The sequence below is a fragment of the Butyrivibrio sp. FCS006 genome (assembly GCF_000424525.1).
GTDB lineage: Bacteria > Bacillota > Clostridia > Lachnospirales > Lachnospiraceae > Butyrivibrio.
Genome location: NZ_KE384204.1, coordinates 243,737 through 263,368 on the forward strand (window position 1 = coordinate 243,737; position 19,632 = coordinate 263,368).

The following is a 19,632-nucleotide window of genomic DNA, read 5'->3' on the forward strand; positions in this document are numbered from 1 at the left end:
AGAACAGCTCTTTTGACCTTTGCGTCTCATTAGTATATGATATAAAGTGACTATGAATGTCATGAGATAAAAACATTATTTATGGAGAGTTAAAATGGAAAGATCAATTATTGATGATAAGACGATCCTGGTTACCGGTGGAACAGGTTCTTTCGGACACTGCTTTACTCAGTATGTTCTTGAGCATTACAATCCCAAGAAGCTCATAATCTATTCAAGGGACGAGTTCAAGCAGTTCACTATGTCCAATGAGAAGATATACAAGGACAACGCTGACAAGATGCGTTTCTTTATCGGAGACGTAAGAGATGAGGCAAGACTTGAGAGAGCTTGCGAGAATGTTGATTACATCGTTCATGCTGCTGCGCTCAAACAGGTTCCTGCCTGCGAGTACAACCCTGATGAGGCTATCAAGACCAACATTAACGGTGCTCAGAACGTGATAAACGCAGCACTTAAGACAGGCGTTAAGAGAGTTGTGGCTCTTTCAACAGATAAGGCAGTTGATCCTGTTAACCTCTACGGTGCAACCAAGATGGTTTCAGATAAGCTCTTTATCGCAGCTAACGCTTACGCAGGTTCCAAGGACATCAACTTCTCGATCGTCCGCTACGGAAATGTTGCCGGAAGCCGTGGCTCCATCATTCCTTTCTTCAAGAGCCTTATTGAGAAAGGGGAAAAAGAGCTTCCTATCACCGATTATCGTATGACAAGATTCTGGATCAGCCTTCCCGAAGGCGTTGAGCTGGTTCTTAAGGCTCTTGCAGAGGCTAAGGGCGGAGAGACCTTCATCAGCAAGATCCCTTCATTCAACATCAAAGACCTGGCTGAGGCTATGTGCCCGGGCATCGGAACCAAGGAAGTCGGCATAAGACCCGGTGAGAAGCTTGATGAAGTAATGGTTACCAAGGAAGATGCTCCCAATACTTACGAGTATGATAAGCACTTCATCGTATATCCTCAGGTTTCCTTCTCTCACGAGATCGTTCCTGCACCCGGCGGAAAGAGAGTTCCCGACGGATTCTACTACAGCTCAGGAAACAACACTGAGTGGATGAGTGTAGAGGATATCAGAAACAGACTCAGTGAAGCAGTAGATCACTGATAAATACAGAAATTCAGACTAATCGGAAGCACCTGGTCTTTAAGTGGCCGATGCTTCCTTTGTTGTTTGAGAGGCAAGATTACGGGGAGAATATGATCAAACTAAGTATTGTCGTACCGGTTTATAATATGGCGGCGGATGGGAAGCTGGAGTACTGCCTGGACAGTCTTGTAAATCAGACCCTTGCGCCCGGGAGCTTTGAGATTATCGCTGTAGATGACTGCTCAACGGATAACTCTCTGGAGATACTAAGGTCTTATCAGGACAGATACCCTGACAGATTTATCGCCATCGCCTCCGACAGGAACCGTCATCAGGGCGGAGCCAAGAATATAGGACTTGCCGGGGCAAAGGGCGAGTGGATCGGCTTTATAGACGCCGATGACTGGGTTGTTCCCGACTACTACGAGAGACTGATTGGCAAGGCCGAAGAGACCGGAGCCGATATGGTCGGCTGTGACTACAACCTGACCCATGAACACAGCTTCAAGGTTGGCGAGATCGTCCACAACAATAACTTTGAACAGACCGGAGTCATGGACAAAGAGAGATACCGGAAGCTCCTTATCGAGACCGGAAGTCTTGTGGTCAAGGTATATAAAAGGGAACTTATCCTGGGAGACTATGTGCCCGGGACCAAGGATAAAGTGGATATCTTCCCTGAAGACATTTTCTACGAAGACAATGCGGTCAGCAACACCTGGATGACGAGAGCCAAACACTTTGAATACCTCCAGGAGCCTCTTTACTTTTACTATCAGCATGACTCATCAACGGTCCACAGCATTTCAAAAAAGAACCTCGAGGACCGAATGGTGGCCGGCAGGATGATAGTGTCCGAGGCAAAGGGAAATGGCTATTATGAAGACTATCTTCCGGAGATAGAATTTCAGTACACTGTGTTATTTTATGTCAACACATTGTTCTCAGCCATGCCAAAAAGATACAAAATTAAAGGATGTTATAATTTTTGCAAAGCTCTTGGAAAAGAGATGAAAGAGACCTTCCCAAATTTCCAGAACAATCGTTATTATTTGGAGAAGATACATCCTGAGGAGAGGAAACTCATAGGATTTCAGATGAAGTCCCATTTATTCTTTTATATATACTACAGGCTGTTGTGGTTCTACAGAGATCTAAGGAGCAGTCTGTCAGGAAGGAATTAAAGCTTAATGCGTAAGATTATCAGCAAATTAAAAGTGCTTCTTGATAAGAAGCAAAAGAGACAGATGGTGGGCATAGTAATTCTCATGCTCATTGGTGGCGTCCTGGAATCACTGGGTATCGCAATGATAGCACCAGTTATGCAAGTTGTCATCGATCCCCAGAAGGTGGAAGAAAGCAAGATATTATCAGGCGTCTACAATCTCTTTAACCTTAGCAGTACAACCCAGCTGGCGGCTCTTATCATGGTGGCGCTGATTCTTGTCTTTGTCATCAAGAACGTGTTCTTATATTTCATGAATGTTGTTCAGCTTCGGTTTGTATATACCAATCAGTTCGCAACATCAAGGCGCATGATGATCAATTTCATGCAGCGTCCTTATGAGTATTATCTGAACGCTGATACAACGGTAATCCAGAGGAATATCACATCAGACGTAAACAATCTCTACGCACTGATCCTTAGCTGCCTTCAGCTTATCAGTGAGATCATAGTATTTGTCTGCCTGGTAGCTATCCTTCTTAGTCAGGATGCCAGGATGACACTGACAATAGCAACTCTTCTTGTAATCGTGCTCCTTGTCATCAAGTACTTTATCAAGCCTGTAATGGTCAAGGCAGGTCAGGATAACCAGGATTACTACAGCGGACTTTACAAGTGGATCTACGAGTCCGTAACAGGTATAAAAGAGATTAAGGTTGCAAATAAAGAGAACTACTTCATCAATGGCTACGCTGACTGCGGAGCAGGCTATGTAAATGCCGTTCAGAAGTACAATCTCTACAACTCAACACCAAGACTCCTTATCGAGACCATCGCCATCGCAGGAATGGTCGGATACATGCTTGTAGTTATGCTCTCAGGAACCAGCATCACGACGCTCCTTCCTCAGCTCACAGTCCTTGCAGCAGCTGCAGCGCGTCTCTTGCCCAGCGCCAACAGGATCAACAACTACCTGACATCCATCGCGTATTTTGAGCCTTTCCTTGACAATGTAAGCGACAATCTCCAGATGGAGATCCACGATGAGTCAATCTCCTACAACAGCGATGACTACCGCGTTAAGACTGCAGTTACCAAGCTCCCTGTGACAAAGACCATCAGGATGGAGGATATTACCTATAAGTATCCCGGAACGGACAAGCTCATCCTCGATAAGGCTACCATGGAGATTCCTGTTGGTAAGTCTGTCGGTATCGTAGGAACATCCGGAGCAGGTAAGACAACAATCGTTGACGTGCTTTTGGGACTCCTTGAGCCCGAGAACGGCAGGATCCTGGCTGACGGCGTGGATGTAAACACCAACTATCAGGGATGGCTTAAGAATATAGGTTACATCCCTCAGACAATCTTCATGACGGATTCAACTATCAGAAAGAACGTGGCATTTGGCGTTCCCGATGATGAAATAGATGATAATAAGGTCTGGCAGGCACTTAAGGAAGCAGCTCTTGATGAGTTTGTAAAAGAGCTTCCTGAGGGGCTCGACACACAGATAGGCGAAAGGGGTATTCGTCTTTCAGGTGGACAGCGCCAGAGGATCGGTATTGCAAGAGCTCTTTTTGAAGATCCTGAGGTTCTGGTTCTTGATGAAGCCACATCTGCCCTGGATAATGACACCGAGGCAGCCATCATGGATTCCATCAACAGACTTCACGGAAGAAAGACCCTGGTCATTATCGCTCACAGGCTTCAGACCATTGAGAAGTGCGACATGATCTACAGTATTGGAGAGGGTAAGGCTACACTTAAGTAAAGCTTTGGAGGAGTTATGGAAGGTACTAATTCTTTGGGTAAAAAGAGAAATCCCAGCTTTGAACTTCTAAGAGTGATTGCAATGTTCATGATAATTACTCTGCATTACAACACGCACACGAATGCGCTGCTTCAGCTGGGACTTCCTGCGACAGCCGTCAATATATTTGCCAATATTATGGAGGCCTTTGTAATAACAGGTCTTAATGTTTATGTGCTGATAAGCGGATATTTTCTCTCAAAGGGCAAGGTGAAACTCAGCCGCATCATCACTTTGATCTGTCAGGTGTACTTCTACACACTGATAATATCCCTTGTGATGCAGGCTGTCGGAGCATCTTCCGGAGTAAGATATGACTCCATGTACAAAATCGTGGAATACATATTCCCGATTTCTTCAGAGCATTATTGGTTTGTGACAGCCTATGTGATCATGTACATCCTGGCACCTGTTATGAATGCAGCTGTTGAGAAACTTTCAAGAAAACAGATGAGGGCAGTGATCTTTCTTCTCCTTACCTGGTTCTGCTTTATAAAAAGTGTGGTTCCGGTTCTTTTCCCAACGGATAAGTTCGGATATGACTACGGATGGTTTATATGCCTCTATCTCATAGCGGCATATATCCGCAAGTACGATGTTGTTCTTTTCTACAACGCAAGAAACAGTGCCCTCGTGTTTCTGATATCATGTGCGGTCATAGCCACCATGAGTATCTCTCTTTATTACATAAACTATAACTGGGGCGGAGTTGCTCATTTTCAGGAAGTACCCTTTAACTTCAATTTTTTCTTCACTTTAACAGGTTCGCTTGGACTGTTCTCCTTCTTCAGGTTCTTTAAGATGAGAGAGAACAAAGCTGCCGATGTGGTAAGATTCCTTGGCCCCCTCACCTTTGGTGTATACCTTCTTCACATGCATGTGGAGATCAGAGACAGATGGGTTGAGTGGATGGAAAGCCTTATGGGAAGCGTTCCGACCTATAGTGTTCCTCTGTTTGCCTGGCACGCTGTAAGGTCGATACTCATTGTATTTTTAGCAGGTATTTTTGTGGACTGGATCAGAAAGATGATCTTTGACTATGTGGGAAGAGTCCTTCATGACACCTGGCTGTTTAAGCAGGTAAGAAAGCTGGACGAGGAACTAGATTGAGAAACTTTAGAAGCTATTTCCTTAATTTAAAAAAGTACCAGGCTCCGCTGGAAAAGTACGTATTTCCCGTGATCCTTCTCTTATATCCGCTTATTGGCCTTAATTTGGGGCTGGATATAACGGACACCACCTACGGCCTTTCAAACTATGAGTTTCTTGGAAATATAGATCCCATGTGGGCTCTGTCAACGTTCCTCAGTAACGTGGCAGGAAGGCTGTTTATGAACCTTCCCTTTGCAGGAACCATGCTGGGAATGAGCGTATATTGCAGCTTTGTGATAAGTCTGATAGCTCTTTTGCCCTATTACTTTCTGCAGAAGTGGATGCCGGGCTGGATGATCTTCATCGGTGAGTTCATTGCAGAGAGCCTGTGCTGGTGCCCAAGAGTCATCATGTACAACTATCTGACCTATCTGTTCTTTACGCTGGGAACACTTCTTTTGCTGGTGGGAATCTTCGAGTGGAAAAGACAGAACCTCTTTCTTGTCTTTGCAGGCGTATGCTTTGGGATGAGCGTTATGGCTCGCTTTCCAAATGTGGTAGAAGCTGCAATGATACTGGTTTTATGGTTCTACGCATTTATAACTCACGGCAAATTTTCGGAGACTTTGAAAAAGACCCTTATCTGTATCGCAGGATATATCGCAGGCCTTTTGATTCCCTTTATCGGAATTGTAGGTCTTTATGGTCCCGGTGCTTACTTTGAGATGATAGGAAGCCTTTTTGGAATGACAGAGAAGGCCTCTGACTATACAGCAGGCGGAATGATAAGTTCCATCATAAGTGCATATTTCAGTACCGCTACGGACATGTTTATCATGCTTCCCTGCATAGCTGCCGGGATCATCATGTTCATGCTCCTTCCGGACAAGTATGTTATGGTAAAAAAGATCCTGTACATCGCAGGGCTTTTCATAGTCGTTAAGTTCTATTTCTCAAGAGGAGTATTTACAAGGAATTACCACTATTATGACTGTGTCTTCCAGGCAGCCATGATGTTTGTTATCATCGCGCTTATCCTGTGCATCGTAGGAAGCACGGGAGTTTTAAACGGAAGCAAACAGCAGCAGACCCTTGCTTTTGCAGCGCTTATGATAATTCTCATAACGCCCCTTGGAAGCAACAACTACACCTTCCCTGTTATCAATAACCTCTTTATAGTTGCGCCGGTAGCACTCTGGCTCATGAGACGGCTGATGCAGAGAGTAGGACAGGCTCAGTACCATTTCGCATGGCAGGCCATGATATCAATGGTCATCACCGTGCTCATTGTTCAGGGTATCATTTTCCATTTCAGCTTTGCTTTTATGGATGCTGTGGATGGAAGTAAGAGAGATGCATACTGCAGCATTCCTAAGGTTTCGGGGATGAAGACAACTAAAGAGAATGCAGCTACTTTGGATGAGCTTTATGCTGCGCTTAAGGATGAGGGTCTTTTGCAGGACAAAGTCCTCTTATTTGGTGGAGTTCCGGGACTTTCATACATTCTTGATATGGAGCCTGCAATCGACACCGTATGGCCGGATCTTGACAGCTATTCGACATCCAAGTTTGATGAGCAGCTTATGGAGCTTAGCACTTCCGGGGGTGCACCTTCTGTGATCATGGGAAAAGACCTCGCTGAGTATGCCAACATAGATGAGAAATATGACATTTTGATGGACTATATTGCTAATCACGATTATAATAAGGTCTTTGAGAATGATAGATTTATGGTTTTTAGCAGTAAATAGGAGTTTATGAAATGACTGAGACACATGAAACAATTGAAACACAGGTAGCAGAGAAGAAGGATATCTTTGACAAGATCATGTCACTGCCGGTTCTGAATATATTAGAACCTTTTTACAAGAAATATAAGGAAGGACTTCTGTATCTGTTCTTCGGAGGACTTACATTCTTTCTGAGCATATTCCTGTTCTGGTTTATGGGTGAGGGCGTAATGCACCTCAATCCAATCGTAAATAACACTATCGACTGGGTTATTTGCGTTGCTTTTCAGTTTTTTACAAACAGAACATGGGTGTTTGACGGAAAAGTTGATAACAAAAAGGATTTCCTCAAGCAGGCAGGATCCTTCACTGCAGGAAGACTCTTTACACTTGTTGTTGAAGATGGCCTGATCTTTATTTTTGTATCACTTCTGAAGTTCCCTGAGATGCCTGTAAAGCTTGGAGCGACGTTTATTGTAATAGTACTTAATTACATCATCAGTAAGCTTATCGTATTTAAGAAAAAAGAGGATTAAATCATGCGCATTAACTTTAATGTTCCCCCTTATACGGGAAAAGAGTTTGATTACATAAAAGAGTGTGTAGAGAACCAGAAGATCTGCGGAGATGGTCCGTACACAGCAAAAGATAATGAGTGGATCGAGAAAAAGACGGGAGTTACAAAAGCTCTTTTAACAACATCTTGCACTCACGCCACTGAGATGGCTGCGATCCTGGCGGATATCAAAGAAGGCGATGAAGTTATCATGCCTTCCTACACCTTTGTTTCAACTGCCAATGCCTTTGTTTTAAGGGGTGCCAAGGTTATTTTCGTCGACATCAGACCTGACACCATGAACATTGATGAAACAAAAATCGAGCAGGCAATTACTTCAAAGACAAGAGCTATCGTTCCTGTGCACTACGCAGGAGTAGGCTGCGAGATGGACACCATCATGGATATCGCTAAAAGGCACAATCTCTTTGTCATCGAAGATGCTGCCCAGGGCGTTATGGCAACCTACAAGGGCAAGGCTCTTGGCGCCATCGGAGATTTTGGTAACTACAGTTTCCACGAGACCAAGAACTACAGCATGGGCGAGGGCGGAGCGCTTCTTCTTCGCGATGAGACTTATGTTGATAACGCCATCATCATCAGAGAAAAGGGAACCAACAGAACCCTTTATAAGCTTGGCAAGGTTGATAAGTACAGCTGGATCATGCCCGGTTCATCCTATCTTCCAAGTGATATGAACGCTGCTTACCTCTATGCTCAGCTTCAGATGGCAGATGAGATCAATGCTGACAGATTAAATCACTACAACAGATACTACGAGGCGCTTAAGCCTCTTGAGGAGAAGGGCCTTATTGAACTGCCTTATGTGCCAAAAGAGTGCGTTCACAATGCCCACATGTTCTACATTAAATGTAAGGACTTCGAGGAGAGAAAGGGCCTTATCGATTATCTCATGGCTAACGATATCCTTCCTGCTTCTCACTATGTTCCGCTCCACTCAGCCAAGGCAGGACTTATCTACAGCGAATTCAGGGGAGAAGATAAGTACACTACCAAGGAGAGTGAGAGACTTCTGCGTCTTCCTATGTACTACAAGCTGACCGACGAGGATCTGGACGAGGTAGTTACAAGGGTTAAGGAGTACTACAAATTTACGTAAGACGGAGCTCTTTGTATGAAAAAAGCACATCAGGGTATGAACTTCATAGTACCTGCATTATTAACGCTGGGGGTTTTCGTGATTGTTTCTTGTTTTGGGGACTTTTACTTTGACCTTAATGATGATGTGCTCATGAAAGATATATTGTCGGGAGCCTATACCGGGACTCCCGCCGGACACAACATTCAGATGCTGTATCCCATCAGCGCCTTTATTGCCCTTATCTACAGGGTATTTAAGGGCCTTGATGTGTATGGCATCTTTTTATGTGCACTTCAGTTTTTGTGCGTGTATATTGTGGCAGAGCGTGCTTTTTCAGCTTTTGAAGACAGGATTTCCAAGGTTATAACCGCTCTTTGTGTGTTCCTGTTTATGCTGGGTACCATAGGCTCTCACTTTGTTTTTGTCCAGTACACCTTTACCGTGGGCTTTATGTCCGCAACTGCAGCCTTCCTCATCATGACGCATGAGGGAGATGGGAAAAGAGATCACGTACTGGCGGTAGTTCTTATAACACTTGCATATCTTATAAGGTCTGAGATGCTTCTTTTGACCCTTCCTATCGTAGGCGTGGCAATATTTGCCAGGTGGCTTATGCAAAAGGACCTGTTTTGGAAATATCTTAAACTCCTGGTTTTCATAATTGCCGGTATAGCAGTATCCATGGTGCTCCACAAGATAGGCTATTCTTCATCTGAGTGGAAGGAGTTTAATAACCTCTTTGATGCAAGGACAGAGCTTTACGACTTCCAGTACATACCGGATTATGCAGAGAACAAGGAGTTCTTTGACAGTATTGGTCTGTCGGAAGCTGAACAGCAGCTACTTGTGAACTATAACTACGGTATAGATGATGAGATAAATGCAGATACTCTGTGGGCTGTGGCAGAATATGCCTCCGGGCAAAAGACAGATGAGACACCCTTTATGGAAAACCTTAAGGCCAGCACAGTCTCTTATTTGTACAGATTAAGACATATAACCTATCAAAAGAGCTATGAGTATCCCATGACGGATGCGCCTTGGAATATAATAGCATTGGTGCTTTATTTAACAGCATTTGTTATTTATTGCCTTGCTCCGGACAGATCAAAAAAGCTTTGCGGAATATTCTCGGTGCTTCTGCTCTTTGCCTGCAGAACTACGCTGTGGCTTTACATCATAATGAGGGGAAGAGACCCAATCAGGATTACTCATCCGCTCTACCTGATGGAGATATTTGTTCTTCTTGGCATGATCCTTTTGGAAAGCAAAAATAGCAAGCGATATGCTTATGTTCCTCTTGTGGCAGTTTCACTGGCGTCTCTTATCTTCATTCCAAACCAGTTTGGAGTCATTAAGGACGAGATGGCAGAGAGGGATGTGATGAGAGCTCACTATGATGCGCTCTATGACTACTTTGCACAGAACAGGGACTCATTCTACTTCTGTGATGTCTACACCTCGGTCAAAGCCACTGATGAAGGTGAGAGAACCTTCTCTGAAAAGATGTTTGACCGCGTAGATAATCGCCTTGCCAATCACGACCTCATGGGAGGCTGGGCATCTAAGAGTCCTCTTTACTACGACAAGTTGAGTGCCTATGGCTTTGCTTCCATGCATGATGCCATTTTGAGCGATGGCGTTTATGTGGTGACCAAAGAGTCCTCGGGAATCGAGTGGCTTTCTGACTACTACCTGGATAAGGGAGTAAATACAGAGCTTCAAAAGATAGATACAGTGGCAGATGTGTTCTATGTCTACAAGGTCACATCCGCAAACTGATTGGAGATATGCATGAAAGAATATGAATTTGTAAAAAAGGGAAATCTGGTGAGCCTTCGCCTGTCGGACGAAGATGATATCCCCATGATCGTGGAGTGGCGAAACAAGACAAGAGTCCGTATGAACCACGTATATCGCGAGGATTTTACCATAGATGGCCAAAAGGCCTGGAAAGAAAAGAATATAGATACCGGAAAGGCAGTTCAATTCATCATCTGTGAAAACAGGCAGGACAGAAGGATTCCAAGACCCGTCGGTGTTGTTCATTTCCACGGAATTGATAAAACCAAAGGCGAGGCTGAGTACGGAATCTACATCGGTGAAGAGGATGCACTCGGAAAGGGCTACGCCAAAGAGGCAGCAGTACTGGCCCTTGAATATGCAAAGGAGACGCTGGGACTTAAAAAGGCAGTACTTCGTGCCTTTGCCTCCAACATCGCTGCAATAAAGAGCTATACTCATGCAGGTTTTGTAAAAACCGCGGATGTTCCCAAGGTTCTGTGCAGTGATGGTCAAAAAGATGATATGATAATAATGGAAAAGAGTTTATAGATGGGAGAGGAAGCAAAATCAATGTCCAAGAAACTAATCAGTTTTTGCATTCCATGCTACAGATCAGAACAGACCCTTGAAGGAGTTATCAGGGAAATTGAAGAGACCATGAAAAAGATGGCCTCTTATTCCTATGAGATCATCCTGGTAAACGACGGTTCACCGGATAACACCTGGGGCAAGATCCGTGAGCTTGCAGATAAAAGTGAGCAGAAAAATATACTCGGCATAAACCTTGCCAAGAACTTCGGTCAGCATGCAGCCATCATGGCGGCTCTTAATGCTGCTACCGGCGACTACGTAGTCTGCCTTGACGACGACGGACAGACTCCTGCAGACGAAGTGGATAAGCTTATTGCAGCCCTTGAAGGCGGCGCAGATGTTGCCTACGCAAGGTACAGCCACAAGCAGCACAATCTCTTCAGGAACTTCGGTACAGCCATGAATGAGTGGATGGCCTCTGTCATGCTTGGTAAGCCAAAAGACCTTTATGTGTCCAGTTACTTTGCCGTAAAGCGCTTTGTTGTCAATGAGATGGTCAAGTACGAGAGCTCATACCCTTACGTAATAGGCCTTGTCCTTCGTACCACAAGAAATATCGTAAACGTAGATGTCACCCACAGAAGAAGGGAAGTCGGCCAGAGCGGATATACCCTTGGTAAGCTCTTTGCCCTTTGGATCAACGGCTTTACTGCCTTCAGCATAAAGCCCCTCAGGATTGCTACCGTGACAGGTGCTATATTTGCAATACTGGGCTTTATCTACGGAATTTACACTATTATCAAGAAGTTTGTCCTGCCGGATGTACAGATTGGATTCTCGGCTCTTATGAGTGCAGTAGTTTTCATGGGCGGAGCTATCATGCTGATGCTGGGAATGATCGGAGAGTACCTCGGCAGACTCTATATATCACAGAATAAGAATCCGCAGTTCGTTATCAGGGAGACTACCCGCGATGAAACCAGATAAGGATGCAAAAATGGCCTGGCTTATGTCAGGCTTGTTTGGCGTTTTAGCAAGTGTTTTTTTAATATTCGGATATCAGCTTGAAAGCGCAGATGCCATAAATTTAAGTGACAAAAATGCCCTGTCGATCCTACTGATGTTCATCATGATCTTCACCATTGATACCAGGTACGTGTGGAGAAACTACGACAGCGCCCTTAACGGTGGCAAGCTCTTTGGCTTTATCACCCTTCCCAAGGGCACAGGTGATGCAGAGGTATCAAGAAGAGACTTCCTTATCAATTACCTGTCAATGATAGCTCTTAGCATTCCAGTCATGCTGGCAGAGTTTCCGGGATTTTTTGTTTATGATGCTCAGGATGAACTTAACGAGGTGCTTACAAGGTCTTTTACCACCCATCATCCGCTGCTCCATGTCCTGTTGCTGGGCGGAATTATCGCTCTGTTCCACAAGATATCAGGCTCCTGGAATGTGGGAATCTTTGCCTACATATTCCTGCAGATGCTGGTGATAACAGCTATCTTTGCCTATGTGGTCACTTACCTTCAGAAGCGCGGAATTGGAAAGAGATCAAGAATTCTCTGGGTTTTGTACTATGGACTGTTCCCGACAATAGTCATGTACACGCTCTGCTCCTGTAAAGACGGCCTGTTTTCGGCGCTGCTCCTTCTGCTGACAGTATTTCTGGTTCAGCTGGTGGCAAGCCCTGAGGTTTTCTTATCTGACAAAAAGAAGATAGCAGTTTTTGTCCTTACGGCAGTACTTATGCCCATGTTCAGGCACAACGGCTTTTATGCATATCTGGTATTTATTCCATTTGCTCTTATCTATTTCAGAAAGAGCTTAAAGCCCATGCTCATCGGTATGCTTGTAGCGCCGGTGGTGCTTTATCTGGCATTATCGGGCCTTTTGTCCGCAGTATGCCACACTGAAGGAACTCATCACCAGGAGATGCTCACAGTGCCAATCATGCAGCTGGCAAGAGTCTACGCTTATGAAGGCGATAGTCTCACTGCTCAGGAAAAAGAGCTGATAGAGAGCTACATACCAAAGAGTAACCTGGATAAATACACGCCCAGAGTATCAGACCTTGTAAAGGTTGACTTTAACAACGAGCTCTATGAACAGAACAGCGCAGGCTTCTGGAAGGCCTGGAAAGAACAGCTTGTTAAGCATCCTATGGCCTACGTCAATGCGTGGCTTCTTACATCCTACGGCTACTGGTATCCGCCGGCAATAATAAACGTTTACAAGGGCAACACGGTCTACTCCTTCACCTACGAGGACAGCTCCTACTTTGGCTACGAGGTTGAGCCTCCGGGAGAGAGAAAGAGCCTTATCCCTGCAATTGATAAGCTCTACAGATATCTGTCCATCGGCTCATTCCAGCAGGATGCGCCGGTGCTTCACTTATTCTTTGGTCCCGGACTATATGTTTTTATCTACATGTTCGTGTTTGCTTACAGGCTCTATAAAAAGAAATTTGGAAATATATTGCCGTTTATGCCCATGATACTCACTTTCTGTACAGTGCTCCTTGGGCCTACATATCTTATCAGGTACGTCCTGTACCTGTGGCTTTGCATGCCACTTCTTTTGGTGACTGCAAAGGCCGTTAAAGAGGCGCAGTAAGCCGTTTGATTAAGCCCTCTTTGTGTGATATCATACTATGATGCACAATTTTGCGCCGGAAAAGGTTTTGATATGAGAAAAGTAATCAGTAAAAGCAGAGCAATAAAGATTGTTACGCTTATTTTTGCATTAATCGGAATACTACTAATCTTCCCTATAAGGGTCTTTACCCAGACTCTTGAGACTTCAGGCGGCGGAACCATCGTCTCTGAATCACAGGGAATTAACTTTGAGAACAACAAGTTCTATCAGAGTTTCATAGCCCGGTATAACAGGCTGAGCTCAGTAGACGTATATGTTACTAATGTCGATAAGGGAAGATACATAACTTCATATCTGTGCGATGAGAACGGGGCAGTACTGCTGGCAAACTACACTGATACAGCTGAGTTCACAATCCCCGGATATGTAAGGATTCCCATGGAAATGAATGTGGAAGTGGGAAAAGAGTATTCGATAAGACTTGCAGACTGCAGATCAAAGTTTTATGTGGCACTTGAGGATATTCCTGCTGATTCTGCTTATGTGGGAGATCTGACCTGGGAGTATGCAAAGGTTGAAGGCCTTCATTTGGCAGCTAAGTACAACTACAGACTGCCGCTCTCAAAGGGAGTTTCCCTCGGAATAATACTTGGAATTGCACTACTTGCTGCAGCCATTTATTTTGGCTCAGATTTCTATTACAAAAAGAATCCTGAGAAGGACAGCCTTCTTACAGTTGAGAAGGTGCTGGCCTACTCGGCAAACCCTGTGGCAGCCATTATTTTCGGAGCGCTTATGATAATGGTGTTCCCTCTGAAGATCTTTGACAGCAGGGCTATCGACATTGTCTTTTACGAGATAGGTCTTATCATTGCCGCAGCGATAGTATTCTATGCCATAAACCATAAGGTCATCATTCACGAAGAGGGCATTTCCTTCTGGCAGAGCCTTAAGAACGAGCACAGACTTCAGTATGTTCTTATCATGTTCTCCATGGCCATGGCCCTTTGGTATGCATCGGGCTACATGAATGATCTGTATGATATATACCACTACATTTCCGAGAGAAGGATGAGCATCTGGCTTATAATCATGCTCCTGTTTACCTTCTCCCTTAAGGAGTTCTTTAACCTTTACAACTTTGTGTGGGTTCTGGGCTCCTCTATATTTGGTGTGCACTACTACAATCTGCACAAGCTTGCTCCTGATGAGAAGGAATACGACCTTCACAATGCCGTCCTGAAGTATGGCATCATTATCGTGATCCTCGGCGGAGTACTGGTGCTGAACCTTATAAGACTGATCATTCTTAAGGCAAGAGAGATCAGGTACGGTGCAGAACACAGTAAAAGACAAGTTGTCGTCCCTACATTCTTTGGAATAGTTCTGGGAGTGCTCCTTATCTTAATGGCAATCCTGAATAATACAAGGATGTGGCCGATATACCTGGCTGTCTTCGCATTTTTCCTCTTTGTGAGATTTGCCATCTGGGATAAGAGAGGAGATTTCTATAAGATACTATCCGGTGGATTTATGATGAACTTTGCCATTTCACTGGCATTTAGCTATCTTCACAGATACTTCCCCGGATATGTCAGTGGAAGGTTTGCATTCATATTCCACACGGTTACCGTAACTGCTGAGTATCTCACTTTCATGGGTGCTACTGCTACGGTAATGCTGATCGTCAAGATCATCTCACTTCCAAATAATGCAAAGCTTAAAGAGATTGCAGTTATTGCCTGGAAAGAGATTGTGCTTTTTGGCTTTATCATGTCCTATGCTATATTCACTGTTTCAAGGACTGCGTACCTTGCGATAGCTGTGAGCGTTATCCTTGTGATCTGCGTGGTTATTTCTTACTACAAGAAGCAGCTCTTCAGGATACTGGGAATACTTATTCTGTCAGTAATACTGGCTTTCCCGGCTGCGTTTACACTGCAGAGGATCCTTCCGACTATCGCTGCCGACCCTGTCTTTTACCCCATTGATGATGCGGATGAATTCATAAGAGGCGGCGCGGATTGGGACAGCACTAACTTTATGTGTGTTGAGAGATTTGCAAATCTCTTTGAGAGTAAGATCCTTGGAGTGGACGTGGGAGAGTACGAATTCCCCATGGATCCTCATAATTACGAGGACAACGGCAGGGGAGAGCCTCTCTATGACTACTATGGAAGGCCTTACGACGAGAGTCCGGATAAAACTGAAAATCAGGAATCCGGTATGATCGATCCACCTGAGACAGATGCACTTCTTGCATCAAGTATGATGACAAGAGCTGAGATAATAATGCTCCTTGATGAGCTTGAAGGATATGTTGATACAGACAACATCCTAGATGTGATCTCAAACGGACGTATCTCCATAGCAAAGTCTTACCTTCAGCAGCTCAATATGTGGGGACATGAGGAGATGGGTGCAACCCTTTCAAACGGCGAGATCGCTGTTCATGCTCACAACACATACATTCAGGTGGCTTATGACCATGGTATCCCGGTAGGAATTCTTTTCCTGTTTACCATGATCGTGGCCATTGCTTCAAGCATCAGATATTTTAGTAAGAACAGGAAAACAGAGCCTTTGTCGCTGATCACCTGTGCAGTTATCATCGGATTTGCAGTCGCAGGTGTTTCAGAGTGGGTATTCCAGTACTGCAATCCAATGACGGTGGCCTTTATCATCGCACTTACACCGCTTACTTTTAAGGCAAAAGAGATATGAACAAGAAAAAAGAACCATTTAACTATGCAAAACTTTATAGAAGAATAGGGCTTATCATCTACGATATACTCAGCGTGATAATGGCCAGCTATGTATCTCTCCTTATGAGATATGAGTTTAAGTTCTCTGCGATACCGGAGCATTTCCTTACTCCCGTGACCAGATTTCTGCCTATCAACATTATTATCACACTGGCAATTTTCTACCTGTTTAAGATGTATGACAGCCTTTGGGCTTATGCAGGCGAGAGGGAGATGCAGAACCTTGTAATGGCTTGTACGCTCTCCGGCGTTATAAATGCCATCGGACTTCAGTTCTTTAAGTCCGATAAACAGCCGGTTCCACAGAGCTGCTATTTCCTTTACACCTTCCTTCTCATCACCATTATCTTCGCGAGCCGTTTTTCTTACAGGTTCCTTCGAAGCAGAAAGCACATGGCTGAGAACCGCAATAACTCCAAGGCAGTGATGATAATCGGCGCAGGAGAAGCTGCAAACATAATCATCAAGGACATCCTTACCAGCAATTACTCCACCATGTCCATCAAATGTATCATCGATGATGACTCCAACAAGTGGGGCAAATACATCCAGGGAATCCGCGTGGTAGGCGGAAGAGAGAAGATCGAGGAGTGTGCAGATCTATACGACATCGATGAGATCATCGTTGCGATCCCTTCAGTTTCAAGGGCAGAGCTAAAAAAGATTCTGGATATCTGTAAGAATACCAACTGTAAGCTGAGATCCCTTCCTGGAATGTATCAGCTTGTAAACGGAGAGGTTAACGTATCACGTCTTCGTGATGTAGAGGTAGAGGACCTTCTCGGAAGAGATCCTATCTCCGTAGATATAGATTCCATCGCGGGCTACGTTAAGGGCAAGGTCGTACTGGTAACAGGAGGCGGCGGATCCATCGGCTCCGAGCTCTGCAGACAGATAGCAGACCATAACCCGAAGACCCTTATCATCGTAGATATTTACGAGAACAATGCCTACGAGATCCAGCAGGAACTTAAGTACAAGTATCCCGATATGAATCTTGTGGTCCTTATCGCATCAGTTCGAAACACCTTAAGGATCAACAAGATCTTTGAGAAATATAAACCCGACATCGTATATCACGCAGCTGCACACAAGCACGTTCCTCTTATGGAGGACAGCCCGAATGAAGCCATCAAGAACAACGTCTTCGGAACCTGGAAAACAGCTATGGCTGCAGCCAGCAACGGTTGCAAGAAGTTTGTAATGATCTCTACAGATAAAGCAGTTAATCCCACAAATATCATGGGAGCTTCTAAGAGAATCTGTGAGATGATCGTTCAGACCTTTAACAAGCATTATGATACAGAGTTCGTTGCAGTGAGATTCGGTAACGTACTTGGCTCAAACGGCTCGGTTATTCCGCTCTTTAAGAAGCAGATTGCAGCCGGAGGCCCTGTTACCGTAACAGACCCTAACATCATCAGATACTTCATGACCATATCCGAAGCAGTTTCACTGGTGCTTCAGGCCGGCGCTTTTGCCAAGGGCGGAGAGATTTTTGTCCTTGATATGGGTGAGCCCGTCAAGATCCTTGACCTTGCTGAGAATCTCATCAAGCTCTCAGGTTACAAGGTTGGCGAGGACATCAGGATTGAGTTTACAGGCCTTCGTCCCGGTGAGAAGCTCTACGAGGAGATGCTCATGGACGAAGAGGGACTTCAGGACACAGCCAACAAGATGATCCACATCGGTAAGCCCATCGAGATGGACGAGATGAGGTTCTTCTCACAGCTTGAGAAGCTCAACCAGGCTGCCAAAGATGAGTCGCCTGAGATACGAGACATCGTAAAAGAGATTGTTGAGACCTATCATCCCGACGTACACAGATACACAATGACAAGAGAGAGAAAAGAGGCCCTTCAAAAGACCACGGAGGAGATCAATGGAACTTAAACCCTTTGAAAAAAAGCTTTACCTCTCATCACCCACAACTCACGGAGATGAGATCAAATACATTCAGGAAGCCTATGATACCAACTGGCTCTCTACCGTAGGCGCCAACATCAATGCAGTTGAGGAGATGATCGCAGAGAAGATTGGCTGCAAGTGCGCAGTAGGTCTTGCTACAGGAACAGCAGCACTTCACCTGGCAATAAGACTTGCCGGTGAGAAGCTCTACGGACAGCCAAAGGTTGGCCACGGAGTGCTGGAAGGCAAAAAGGTCTTTTGCTCCGATATGACCTTCGACGCAACGGTAAACCCTGTTGCTTATGAAGGCGGAGAAGCAGTGTTTATCGACACTGAGTACGACACCTGGAACATGGATCCTTTGGCTCTTGAGAAGGCTTTTGAGATCTATCCCGATGTAAAGATGGTAGTAATTGCCCACCTCTACGGAACTCCCGGCAAGGTGGATGAGATAAGGAAGATCTGTGATGCTCACGGAGCCCTTATCGTAGAGGATGCTGCCGAGTCTTTCGGTGCAACCTATAAGGGTAAGCAGACAGGAGTCTTTGGTGATGTAGGCGTTATCTCTTTTAACGGAAACAAGATTATCACCGGCTCTGCAGGAGGAATGCTTCTTACAGAGAGCGAAGAGGATGCCCACAAGATAAGAAAGTGGTCAACTCAGTCAAGGGAGGATGCTCCCTGGTACCAGCATGAGGAGCTTGGCTACAACTACAGAATGAGTAACCTTATAGCAGGACTTATCAGAGGGCAGATTCCACACCTTGAGGAGCACATTGCTCAGAAGAAGGCTATTTACGAGAGATATAAGGAAGGCTTTAAGGATCTTCCAGTAGTTATGAATCCTTTTGATGCATCAGTTTCAGAGCCTAATTTCTGGCTCTCCTGCATGCTTATAGACAGAGATGCTATGTGCAAACAGGTAAGGGGGGAGAAGGATGTTCTCTATGTGACAGAGTCCGGAAAGAGCTGCCCTACAGAGATCCTTGAGACCATAGCCAAGTACAATGCAGAGGGAAGACCCATCTGGAAGCCAATGCATATGCAGCCCATTTACCGCATGAACGGCTTTGTCACAAGACAGGGCAGCGGAAGAGCAAGAAGTAATGCCTATATCGACGAGGGTACAGTCCTTGATGTGGGAATGGATATCTTTGAGAGAGGCCTTTGCCTTCCAAGTGACAACAAGATGACTCCCGAACAGCAGGATGTCATAATAGAGATTGTTAAGAGGTGTTTTATTTAATTGCTTTATAAATCGATAACATTAGCCCTGGCTTTTTGCCAGGGCTTTAGTTTCGGGCGCTGCGCGGAGGACTACTGTCCTGAAGCAAAAAATCAAAGGGGACAGTTAGCATCATCTTGGTGATTTGGCAAGTGCTACTGTCTTGAGACAAAAATTATGCAAGGACAGTAGCTATCAGGTCGATGATTGGTGGGGGGCAACTGTCCTGGATCAAAAATCAAGCAGGGACAGTTGCTATCAAGGTAATGACTGG

Annotated in this window: 14 protein-coding genes; all 14 read left to right on the forward strand. The window is 44.9% G+C overall.

Annotated features, from left to right (window positions below):
- Nucleotides 1-94 precede the first annotated feature (94 nt).
- Nucleotides 95-1,105 carry a UDP-N-acetylglucosamine 4,6-dehydratase (inverting) gene (gene pseB, locus G633_RS0112405; RefSeq protein ID WP_022768104.1) on the forward strand — a complete coding sequence of 337 codons (1,011 nt, stop codon included), beginning with the start codon at nt 95-97 and terminating at the stop codon, nt 1,103-1,105.
- A gap of 92 nt (nt 1,106-1,197) precedes the next feature.
- Nucleotides 1,198-2,271 carry a glycosyltransferase family 2 protein gene (locus G633_RS0112410; protein WP_242838868.1) on the forward strand — a complete coding sequence of 358 codons (1,074 nt, stop codon included), beginning with the start codon at nt 1,198-1,200 and terminating at the stop codon, nt 2,269-2,271.
- A 6-nt stretch (nt 2,272-2,277) separates the two neighbouring features.
- Nucleotides 2,278-4,026, forward strand: coding sequence for an ABC transporter ATP-binding protein (locus G633_RS0112415; protein ID WP_022768106.1), 1,749 nt, complete (start codon nt 2,278-2,280; stop codon nt 4,024-4,026).
- Nucleotides 4,027-4,041: 15 nt separating this feature from the next.
- Entirely contained in the window at nt 4,042-5,175 is a 1,134-nt protein-coding gene (locus G633_RS0112420; protein WP_026520103.1) for an acyltransferase, read from the forward strand.
- On the forward strand, nt 5,172-6,908 hold the full coding sequence (locus G633_RS0112425; protein ID WP_026520104.1) for a hypothetical protein: 1,737 nt from the start codon (nt 5,172-5,174) through the stop codon (nt 6,906-6,908). Before G633_RS0112420 ends, G633_RS0112425 begins: the two co-directional genes overlap by 4 nt.
- A gap of 11 nt (nt 6,909-6,919) precedes the next feature.
- Entirely contained in the window at nt 6,920-7,423 is a 504-nt protein-coding gene (locus tag G633_RS0112430; protein ID WP_022768109.1) for a GtrA family protein, read from the forward strand.
- 3 nt (nt 7,424-7,426) lie between these two features.
- Nucleotides 7,427-8,563, forward strand: coding sequence for a dTDP-4-amino-4,6-dideoxygalactose transaminase (gene rffA / locus G633_RS0112435; RefSeq protein WP_026520105.1), 1,137 nt, complete (start codon nt 7,427-7,429; stop codon nt 8,561-8,563).
- Between the two features lie 15 nt (nt 8,564-8,578).
- Complete coding sequence (locus G633_RS0112440) at nt 8,579-10,327, forward strand: hypothetical protein (RefSeq protein ID WP_026520106.1); 1,749 nt, start codon at nt 8,579-8,581, stop codon at nt 10,325-10,327.
- Nucleotides 10,328-10,339: 12 nt separating this feature from the next.
- Entirely contained in the window at nt 10,340-10,879 is a 540-nt protein-coding gene (locus tag G633_RS19385; RefSeq protein ID WP_022768112.1) for a GNAT family N-acetyltransferase, read from the forward strand.
- A gap of 21 nt (nt 10,880-10,900) precedes the next feature.
- Entirely contained in the window at nt 10,901-11,848 is a 948-nt protein-coding gene (locus G633_RS0112450; RefSeq protein ID WP_026520107.1) for a glycosyltransferase family 2 protein, read from the forward strand.
- On the forward strand, nt 11,835-13,478 hold the full coding sequence (locus G633_RS0112455; protein ID WP_026520108.1) for a DUF6020 family protein: 1,644 nt from the start codon (nt 11,835-11,837) through the stop codon (nt 13,476-13,478). Before G633_RS0112450 ends, G633_RS0112455 begins: the two co-directional genes overlap by 14 nt.
- A 72-nt stretch (nt 13,479-13,550) precedes the next feature.
- Complete coding sequence (locus G633_RS0112460) at nt 13,551-16,184, forward strand: O-antigen ligase family protein (protein ID WP_026520109.1); 2,634 nt, start codon at nt 13,551-13,553, stop codon at nt 16,182-16,184.
- On the forward strand, nt 16,181-18,118 hold the full coding sequence (locus G633_RS18320) for a polysaccharide biosynthesis protein (RefSeq protein ID WP_035771375.1): 1,938 nt from the start codon (nt 16,181-16,183) through the stop codon (nt 18,116-18,118). The genes G633_RS0112460 and G633_RS18320 overlap by 4 nt, the downstream gene beginning before the upstream one ends.
- Nucleotides 18,108-19,379 (forward strand): DegT/DnrJ/EryC1/StrS family aminotransferase, encoded by a 1,272-nt coding sequence (locus G633_RS0112470; RefSeq protein WP_026520110.1) that lies wholly within the window; start codon nt 18,108-18,110, stop codon nt 19,377-19,379. The genes G633_RS18320 and G633_RS0112470 overlap by 11 nt, the downstream gene beginning before the upstream one ends.
- The last annotated feature ends 253 nt before the right edge of the window (nt 19,380-19,632 follow it).

Excerpts from the sequence above, each read along its gene's own strand:
- pseB (WP_022768104.1), top strand. The coding sequence starts at position 95 with ATGGAAAGATCAATTATTGATGATAAGACGATCCTGGTTACCGGTGGA.
- G633_RS0112410 (WP_242838868.1), top strand. The coding sequence starts at position 1,198 with ATGATCAAACTAAGTATTGTCGTACCGGTTTATAATATGGCGGCGGAT.
- G633_RS0112415 (WP_022768106.1), top strand. The coding sequence starts at position 2,278 with ATGCGTAAGATTATCAGCAAATTAAAAGTGCTTCTTGATAAGAAGCAA.
- G633_RS0112420 (WP_026520103.1), top strand. The coding sequence starts at position 4,042 with ATGGAAGGTACTAATTCTTTGGGTAAAAAGAGAAATCCCAGCTTTGAA.
- G633_RS0112430 (WP_022768109.1), top strand. The coding sequence starts at position 6,920 with ATGACTGAGACACATGAAACAATTGAAACACAGGTAGCAGAGAAGAAG.
- rffA (WP_026520105.1), top strand. The coding sequence starts at position 7,427 with ATGCGCATTAACTTTAATGTTCCCCCTTATACGGGAAAAGAGTTTGAT.
- G633_RS0112440 (WP_026520106.1), top strand. The coding sequence starts at position 8,579 with ATGAAAAAAGCACATCAGGGTATGAACTTCATAGTACCTGCATTATTA.
- G633_RS19385 (WP_022768112.1), top strand. The coding sequence starts at position 10,340 with ATGAAAGAATATGAATTTGTAAAAAAGGGAAATCTGGTGAGCCTTCGC.
- G633_RS0112450 (WP_026520107.1), top strand. The coding sequence starts at position 10,901 with ATGTCCAAGAAACTAATCAGTTTTTGCATTCCATGCTACAGATCAGAA.
- G633_RS0112455 (WP_026520108.1), top strand. The coding sequence starts at position 11,835 with ATGAAACCAGATAAGGATGCAAAAATGGCCTGGCTTATGTCAGGCTTG.
- G633_RS0112460 (WP_026520109.1), top strand. The coding sequence starts at position 13,551 with ATGAGAAAAGTAATCAGTAAAAGCAGAGCAATAAAGATTGTTACGCTT.
- G633_RS18320 (WP_035771375.1), top strand. The coding sequence starts at position 16,181 with ATGAACAAGAAAAAAGAACCATTTAACTATGCAAAACTTTATAGAAGA.
- G633_RS0112470 (WP_026520110.1), top strand. The coding sequence starts at position 18,108 with ATGGAACTTAAACCCTTTGAAAAAAAGCTTTACCTCTCATCACCCACA.